This is a genomic window from Amycolatopsis sp. NPDC051373 (genome assembly GCF_040689465.1).
In the GTDB taxonomy this organism is placed as follows: domain Bacteria; phylum Actinomycetota; class Actinomycetes; order Mycobacteriales; family Pseudonocardiaceae; genus Amycolatopsis.
In genome coordinates, this window is record NZ_JBFBAE010000014.1 from 215,488 (window position 1) to 222,893 (window position 7,406).

The 7,406-nt window shown below is 71.1% G+C and carries 9 protein-coding genes; 7 read left to right on the top strand and 2 right to left on the bottom strand.

The genetic code is table 11. The features are described 5' to 3' along the window. The first annotated feature begins 64 nt into the window (after nt 1–64). The 3 genes from AB0383_RS27010 (at nt 65) to AB0383_RS27020 (ending at nt 1,920) form a co-directional block, all read left to right on the top strand. A complete protein-coding gene (locus tag AB0383_RS27010; RefSeq protein WP_366188848.1) occupies nt 65–508 on the top strand; it encodes a nuclear transport factor 2 family protein in 444 nt (147 codons plus the stop codon). Then, complete coding sequence (locus AB0383_RS27015) at nt 505–1,422, top strand: NADP-dependent oxidoreductase (protein WP_366188849.1); 918 nt, start codon at nt 505–507, stop codon at nt 1,420–1,422. The genes AB0383_RS27010 and AB0383_RS27015 overlap by 4 nt, the downstream gene beginning before the upstream one ends. 102 nt (nt 1,423–1,524) lie before the next feature. Further along, nucleotides 1,525–1,920 (top strand): hypothetical protein, encoded by a 396-nt coding sequence (locus tag AB0383_RS27020; RefSeq protein WP_366188850.1) that lies wholly within the window; start codon nt 1,525–1,527, stop codon nt 1,918–1,920. Between the two features lie 4 nt (nt 1,921–1,924). On the opposite strand, the gene AB0383_RS27025 is transcribed toward AB0383_RS27020, so the two are convergent. Further along, nucleotides 1,925–2,395 carry a GNAT family N-acetyltransferase gene (locus AB0383_RS27025; RefSeq protein WP_364181241.1) on the bottom strand — a complete coding sequence of 157 codons (471 nt, stop codon included), beginning with the start codon at nt 2,393–2,395 and terminating at the stop codon, nt 1,925–1,927. Between the two features lie 100 nt (nt 2,396–2,495). Between AB0383_RS27025 and AB0383_RS27030 the strand changes: the two genes are divergently transcribed. Both AB0383_RS27030 and AB0383_RS27035 read left to right on the top strand, forming a co-directional pair. Further along, the gene (locus AB0383_RS27030; RefSeq protein ID WP_366188851.1) at nt 2,496–4,217 is read left to right on the top strand and encodes a DUF6461 domain-containing protein; all 1,722 of its coding nucleotides are present in this window, start codon (nt 2,496–2,498) and stop codon (nt 4,215–4,217) included. Nucleotides 4,218–4,262: 45 nt separating this feature from the next. Then, entirely contained in the window at nt 4,263–5,207 is a 945-nt protein-coding gene (locus AB0383_RS27035) for a LysR family transcriptional regulator (RefSeq protein ID WP_366188852.1), read from the top strand. Here AB0383_RS27035 and AB0383_RS27040 read toward each other — a convergent pair. Further along, complete coding sequence (locus AB0383_RS27040) at nt 5,185–5,913, bottom strand: VOC family protein (RefSeq protein WP_366188853.1); 729 nt, start codon at nt 5,911–5,913, stop codon at nt 5,185–5,187. The two genes, AB0383_RS27035 and AB0383_RS27040, sit on opposite strands and share 23 nt — an antisense overlap. 116 nt (nt 5,914–6,029) lie before the next feature. Here AB0383_RS27040 and AB0383_RS27045 point away from each other — a divergent pair, with 116 nt between their 5' ends. Both AB0383_RS27045 and AB0383_RS27050 read left to right on the top strand, forming a co-directional pair. Continuing rightward, nucleotides 6,030–6,509, top strand: coding sequence for an SRPBCC family protein (locus AB0383_RS27045; protein ID WP_366188854.1), 480 nt, complete (start codon nt 6,030–6,032; stop codon nt 6,507–6,509). A gap of 101 nt (nt 6,510–6,610) precedes the next feature. Then, nucleotides 6,611–7,315, top strand: coding sequence for a GNAT family N-acetyltransferase (locus AB0383_RS27050; RefSeq protein ID WP_366188855.1), 705 nt, complete (start codon nt 6,611–6,613; stop codon nt 7,313–7,315). Nucleotides 7,316–7,406: the final 91 nt, after the last annotated feature.

Sequence of the window (7,406 nt, forward strand, 5' to 3'; positions counted from 1 at the left end):
GTCATCGTTCCGCGGGTCACCTGGGGGTTCCCTGGAGCCGTTCCCCCAGAGAAAGGCCATTTCCGTGAGTGACGAACGCGCGGTCCAGGAAGTCCTGGCCCGCTATGTCCGCGCGACCGACCGGCGAGACGGCGCCGCGCAGGGCGCACTGTTCACCGACGACGCCGAGGTCCGGATCCACGTCCGGACCGGGCCTGGCACATACGAGCCTGTCGGCGAACCGCTGATCGGCGGCGCTGGGGTGCGGTTTGCGGTGGAGCAGTTCATGCCGCCGCACCCCGAAGGCGGCACCGGGCACCACGTGACGTCGGACCATTTGATCGAGGTCGACGGCGAGCGCGCGCACCTGTCGGCGCAGTTCGTGGTGTTCGAGACGCTGCCCGAGCACGTTGTGCGGCCGATCGAGTCCGGCTACTACGACACCGACCTGCGCCGCGTCGGCGGCGAGTGGAAGATCTCGCGCCACGACGTGCTGAACGACTTCCTCCCGGCGGGGCTGCGGTCGTGAAAGCCGTGGTGCACCACCGGTTCGGTGGTCCGGAGGTGCTGGAGCTCGTCGAGCTGCCCGATCCGAAGATGAACCTCGACGGGGTGCTGGTGCGGGTGAAGGCGGCGGCCTTGAACCCCGCGGATCTCGGCCTGCAGGCGGGCGCGCTGGCCGAGGTCCAGGAGACGTACTTTCCCGCGGTGCCGGGGTGGGACGTCGCCGGCGTGGTGGAACGCGCAGGGCCGGCGGCGCCCGAGTTCTCGCCGGGCGACGAGGTGATCGGGTTCATCCGCGGCGAGGTCGCACACCGCAACGGCGGGTATGCGGAGAAGGTGGCCGTCGACGTGCGAACGTTGGTGCGCAGACCTTCTCGGCTGTCGTGGGCCGAGGCGGCCGGGTTGCCGCTCGGTGGGCTGACGGCGTTGCAGGCGGTTCGGGCTCTCGGATTGTCCTCGGGTGAGACGTTGCTGGTGCACGCGGCCGCAGGTGGCGTGGGTTCGCTCGCGGTGCAGCTGGCGGTTTCGCGTGGGGTGCGGGTGATCGGGACGGCTTCGGAGGCCAATCACGAGTACCTGCGGTCACTGGGCGCGTTGCCGGTTTCTTATGGTTCCGGTCTTGCTTCGCGGGTTCGTGCGTTGGTTCCAGCTGGCGTCGACGCGGTGCTCGACACTGTCGGCCGGGGTGCACTTTCGTCCACTCCGGACTTGGCGGCTCCGGGCGTGCGGGTGGCGTCGATTGTGGAGTTTTCCTTCCCCGGAGCGGTTCCGGTGTTCGCGCGCCTCGACCAGCGGGACCTGCTGACGCTGGTCGAACTGGCCGAGGCGGGCACAGTCTCGGTGCGCGTGGCGCGGACTTTCCCGCTGGCACAGGCGGCTGACGCGCAGCGGTTGCTGGCGGAGGGTCATGTGCCGGGGAAGGTTGTGCTGGTGCCTTAGCTTGCGATGAGCTGTTCGGGGATCGTCCATAAGGGACTCCCGACTCCCGGCTTCGGGGTCGAGGGCTTCGGGTGCGACGCCGGAACGTGGCGGGGTGTTGTCGTGGGCCGGGTCGAATGCTTCGGTGCTTCGGTGCTTCGGTGCTTCGGTGCTTCGGTGTGGCTCGGGTGGGGCCATGATGCCGGCGTTGTTGACGAGGATGTGGAGGACGGCCCGGCGCCCGACGAGATCGATGCCGTCGAGCAGCTCGGCGGCGGTGGAGTCCCGTGTGAACGGGGTGGTGATGGGCATTGCTGGTTCCGGGGCTCCGGCGCGGGGTGCGGGAGCGGGCAGATCTGGTCGGTTCCCCTGACGCGTAACGGGTTCACCTACGTCACCGGACCGTGTGGACGGTGGAACAACACCGCGGGACACCGGCCGGCGGAGACGTTCTCGGTGGCGCTGGCCGACGTGCGCGGGTTGCGGATCCGGTTGGCGGCGCACCTGCACACGGGGTGAGCGATCACGTCCGGCGCTTGACCAGGAAAACCGCGTGCCGGATGTGGCCCTCGACCGGGCCGGGCTGGTCGGTCAACCGGTATCCGGCCCGCTCGTACATCGCGATGTTGCGCTTGCTCGCGGCGCCCGTGAAGAGCTCGAAGCGGGCCGCCGACGCGGGCGCCTGGCTCTCCACGTGCTCCAGCAGCCGCCGGCCCAGGCCGCGGCCGGCGAGGTCGGGCGCGACCATCAGGCGGCCGACCTCCCAGGCGCCGTCCTCGAGCCGCCCGCGCACGGAACCCACCAGGCGCGGGCCCTGCCGCAGCACCCACACCCGCCAGGTACGGATCCCCTCGCGGACCTCGTCGAGGGTCTCGTGCAGCGCGGGGATCTCCAGGGTGTTGTTGAGCAGGGCTTCCTGCACCCAGCAGCACCGTTGCAGCACGAGCAATTCGGCGGCGTCGTCGGCGGTCGCTTCGAGGAGGCTGAGGTCCACGATGCCTGTTTAGCGGTCGGGAGGCCGGCGGCGCAATCGAGTTCAGCCGGATTCGAGAAAGAAGCCTCTCCACGAACTGTTCTCGGGCAGGATGGGCGCCATGGGGCACAACGATTCCGACCGCACGGCCGTGGCAGCTCACCGAGACGAGGTAGAGCCGGCTTTGGTCCAGGCCATCGTCGAGCGGGCGCCGCAGGTGGCGGCCGCGGTTCCGGCGACGGCGGCGGCCGCGCTCGGCCGGTGGCGTGGAGGGCAGGAACACCGCGCACGGGCTGGAACCGCGGAACCCGATGTGATCCGCACGCTGCGGGAGCTGCCGGGCTGGCTGGTGGAACGTTTGCACGGGGCGTTGGAGCTCACCGTGCGCTCGTTGCCGCCCGTGGTGGGGGCCGCGGCGGGGCTGGGTGGCGGTGTCGCCGGGACGTTCGCCTTCGCGTCCTTGACCACCGAGGCCGAAGCGTTGCGCGAAGCCCGCTCCTTCGAAGCTCGTCGGCAGGGTGCGGCCGAGGTGATCGCCGGCCTGGTGTCGCGGCTGGTCGGGGAGGAGGCCATCGCGGGGTTGCTGGGTGCCGATGCGGTGGGAGACGAAGAGGCAGCCGCCGCGGCGCACGGGGCGGCGTATCTCGCGGTGGCCGTGGTGACGGCGGCCGCGGTGCTGGGTGACGCGGGGTGCGACAAGGTCGCGGCGCAGGTCGGGCTCGGGTTGGGCGTGGCGTCGGTTCTCCTGCGGCGCCGGAGCATGCCGGTGGTGTACGAGGAACCGGTACTTGCCAAGAAACGCGTCGAGTACCGGTTGCCGGCCTTCGGCTCCATGCAAGTGGCGGTGCGCGAGCACGTGTTCGCGCTGGCCGAGGGGCCGCTCCCCGAGCCTGGGGAATTCGCCGACAACGGGCTGGTCGAAGTCGTCGAAGGCGCGGTGCTCGTGCGGACCAGGCGGGAAGCCGGGGTACAGGAAGTCCGGATGCGGGTGCTCGCCGAACCGCCGGCGAAGATCGACACGCAGGGCTGGCACGAGGTCGTCGAGGTCAGCTGGCCGGCTCGCCTCGGCGACGCGACCTTCGTGGGACCGAAGCACTACAACCACCGCCGGATCGCGACGCCGCCGTGGCCGGGTGACTTGCGGGTGCGGGTGTTCGCGTACGGCCGCGACGATGTCGAGACCGAGTCCTACGAGCTGGTCGTCTGGGAAGCGCCGCCGGCGCCGACTGTGGTCCACGCGCGAGCCGACCGGCTGGGCCACCGGCTGCGCGGCGAGCCGGAGCCCGCGGTGGCCGACCTGCCCGAGGCGGCGTATCGGTGGATCTGCCAGAGCGCGCTGTCGGAGGCGGCCACGGTGACCGTTGTCGTCGGGTTGACGCTGCGGGAGGTGTTGCAGGCGTTCGGCGCGGACATCCAGGAGCCGGAACCGATCGAAGACCTGCTCGACTCCGACCTCGAGTTCGGCCCGTGGGTGACAGTGTCCGAAGTGGACGGAATCGTGCTGGCTGTCGAAGAGAACGGCTTTCAGGGCGCGCAGCGTGAGGTGCTGGCCGAACTGTCGCGAGGCGGTCGCGCCGCGAGCATGTTCTGGAACGTCAACGCCGTCACGCGGCTTTCCTTCGCTCGCGACGGCGAACTCCTCGCTTCGGACGAACTCGGCCGGCCGCTGGGCGCCGATCCGGAAATGACCGCTGCCGTCGAGGGGCTGGACTTCGACGACTGGCGGGACCGTTATGCGAAGGGCCTGGTGGCCGTCGAGCGGTTCACCGGTCGGGGACTCACGGTGGACGACCTGGACGAGATCGAGGATGCCGGCATGGGTTATCCCTTGGCGGACCGGTGACGGCCGGACGGGTCACGCCGCCGGGGTGAGGCGACACTGGAGGGCATGAACTTCGAAGCACTCCGTGCCTTCGTCGCGGTCGCGGAGGAGGGGCAGTTCCGGCTGGCGGCCGGGCGGCTGGGGATCAGCCAGCAGGCCGTGTCGAAGCGGGTGGCGGGGCTCGAGGGCGAGCTGGGTGTCGCGCTGTTCGAGCGGGTCGCGGCGGGGGCGTCGCTGACGGCGGACGGGCGGACGTTCCTGCCGCGCGCGAAGGCGGTGCTGAGCGCGGTCGCCGACGCGGTGGAGTCGGTGCAGCGGGAGACGCGGCCGTTGCGCGTGGACGTGCTGGGGCGGCGGCTGGCGGCCGCCGAGCTGTTCCGGGAGTTCCACCGCGAGCACCGCGAGGTGCCGATGGAGATGCTCACTTCCAGCGGCGCGGCCGAGACGTTGCGGGAGCTGCGCGCGGGCGCGGTCGATGCCGGGTTCACGTACCTGCGCGAGCCGCCGGACGGGCTGAAGCACGCGTACGCGTACCTAGAGCCGTTGCAGATCGTGGTCGGGCCGGGGCATCCGCTGGCCGGGCGGCGGGAGGTGCGCCTGGCCGAGGTCGCCGAGCATCGCGCGTGGGTGCCGGGGATCCGGCGCGGCAGTGAGTGGGAGGGCTTCTACGCGGAGCTGTCGGCGGAGTTCGGCGTGGACGTCGACCCGGACGGGCCGAACTTCGGGCTCGAAGCGCTACTCGACACGCTGGCGGAGTCGCACACCCTGTTCACGTTCGTCGGCGAGAAGATCCGCATCGCGTGGCCCGAGCGGCACGATCTGCAGCGCATTCCAGTGGTCGATCCGGTGCCGTGTTACCCGTGGTCACTGGTGTGGCGCCCGGGGACCGGTCATCGTGGGCTGGCCGAGCTGGTGGCGTTCGTGCGGCAGGGGTGGGCGAGTCCGGCCGGCGCGAGCTGGGTGCCGGGGCACGTGCGCCGCGAGCTGGTCAGGGGCGCGCGATCATCGTGAAGCCGGTGCCGAACGGATCCGTCACGGTCGCCATCCGCCCGTACGGCGTCCCCGCCACTGAAGCGACTGTGCCGCCTGCGTCGCGAACCTTGGTGGCCGAGGTGTCGGCGTCGGCGACTTCGAAGGTGGTGGCCGAGGCCGAGGCCGGGGCGTCGCGGAGGTTGAAAATGCCGCCGACCTCGTGGCCGTCGGGGCGGCGCAGGAAGGTGAAGTCGGCCTCGGGCAGGTCGTCGTTGCCGTCGAGCGTGAAGCCGAAGACGGTGCAGTAGAACTTGCGCGCGTCGGCCGCGGCGGGGGTGATGAGATCGTTGCGCACCAGGGTGTCGGGCTCGTTGACCAGGCGGGCGCCGGGGAACGCGTGGCCCTCCCACAGACCGAAGAGGGCGCCGGACGGGTCCACGGCGAGGGTGGCGCGGCCGCGATTCCCGACGTCGTGCGGTTCGCGCAGCAGCGTTCCGCCGGCCGCGGCGACGGCTTCGGCGGTGCCGGCGCAGTCGTCCGTCGCGAGGTGGACCTGCCAGCCGGGTGTGGGGTCGGTCGCGTGGTGCAGGCCGGCGACGGGGAGGCCGCGCACGAGACAGTCGCCGCCGTCGAAGTCCCAGCCGAAGACGGCGCCGTAGAAGGCCCGCGCGCGGTCGAGGTCGGGCACGGCCAGGTCGATCCAGGTCGGCGTGCCGAGCGGCTGATTGGTCTCGACGGGGCTCATCGGAATCCTTTCGACGTCGTGGTGTCCGAACGGTAGAACCCCATCCGGCCAGTTTCCGGCCTGATTTGCCCGGTTCGCGGCTAGCCTGTCGTCCTCGAAGCGGAAGGAGTCCCCTCATGGCAGAGCTGGTGCGCACCGACAGCGGGGTCGACCTCGTGTTGCGCCGCACGTTCGCGACGTCGCCCGAAGGAGTTTGGGCTGACGTGACGCAGCCGCACCGCACGGCGCTGTGGTTCGGACCGTGGGAAGGCGAAGGCGCACCCGGGAAAACGGTCCGCGTGCGGATGGTGTTCGAGGAGGGCAAGCCGTGGATCGACATGCGCGTCGACGCGTGTGAGGCACCGCGGCGGCTGGCGTTGCTGGGCATGGAGGACGCCGGCGGGTGGCCGATGGAGCTGCTCGTGTCCGAAGTGGAGGACGGGACCGAGCTGCGCCTGGTGCACCACCTGACGAGCACCGACGGCATCGGCGAGATCGGGCCCGGCTGGGAGTACTACCTCGACCTGCTGGTCGCCGCGCGCGACGACACCGCCCGCCCGTCGTTCGACGACTACTACCCGGCGCTGAAGGAGTCGTTCGAGGCGCTGCGGGAATAATGCTGCGGGAATAATTTCGGGGCGGGCGGACTCAGATGGTGGGGACGGGTGGCAGATCGCCGGGCCGCCGCCGCACTCTGGAATGTCGCTCAGTCTAGGAAATGGCAGGCAGGATGAGCTCGTCGCCGCTCGACAACCCGGTGTGGGCAGCGCTGACCGGACCGCACGCGCACTTGGCCGAGCAGAAGGGCCAGGTCCTGCGCTACCCAGCGGACGTCGCGCCGTTCGTGGCCCTGCCGGATCAGCCGGACGAGCACGTCTGGCGTGACGTCGGCGACCTCGCCGGGCCCGGAGCCACGGCCGTGATCGCCGGCGCGACGGGTCCCGCGCCCGCGGGCTGGACCGTGCTCGGGGAAACGCCGGGCGTGCAGCTCGAGGGCACCGGCCTGACGGTGGCGCCCGACGCGGAAGCCGTCCGCCTCACCGAGGCCGACGTGCCCGAGATGCTCGACCTCGTCGCCCGCACGCAGCCCGGCCCGTTCCTGCCGCGCACGATCTCACTGGGCACCTACCTGGGCATCCGCCGCGACGGCGCCCTCATCGCGATGGCCGGCGAACGCTTCCACCCGCCGGGCTGGACGGAGATCAGCGCGGTCTGCACCGACCCGGCGTTCCGCGGCCAGGGCTTGGCGGCGCGGCTGATCCGCGCGGTCGCGGCGGGCATTCGTGAGCGCGGGGAGCTGCCGTTCCTGCACGCCGCCGCGTCGAACGTCGGCGCGATCCGGCTGTACGAGCACCTGGGCTTCCGGCTGAACCGGACGTTGGTGTTCCTCGCGGTGCAGGTGCCCGAAGCGGACAAGCGCTAGTTGTAGTGACCATGGACGTTGTTGACGGTTGAGCGGCGCGTCGGGTTGATCACGACGAAGGCCTCCGTGTGTGGTGCTGGTGTCTGACGCC

What these genes read in the sequence shown, in the direction of transcription:
- AB0383_RS27030 (WP_366188851.1), top strand. Translation starts at nt 2,496, where the DNA reads ATGGGGCACAACGATTCCGACCGCACGGCCGTGGCAGCTCACCGAGAC.
- AB0383_RS27035 (WP_366188852.1), top strand. Translation starts at nt 4,263, where the DNA reads ATGAACTTCGAAGCACTCCGTGCCTTCGTCGCGGTCGCGGAGGAGGGG.
- AB0383_RS27040 (WP_366188853.1), bottom strand. Translation starts at nt 5,913, where the DNA reads ATGAGCCCCGTCGAGACCAATCAGCCGCTCGGCACGCCGACCTGGATC.
- AB0383_RS27045 (WP_366188854.1), top strand. Translation starts at nt 6,030, where the DNA reads ATGGCAGAGCTGGTGCGCACCGACAGCGGGGTCGACCTCGTGTTGCGC.
- AB0383_RS27050 (WP_366188855.1), top strand. Translation starts at nt 6,611, where the DNA reads ATGGCAGGCAGGATGAGCTCGTCGCCGCTCGACAACCCGGTGTGGGCA.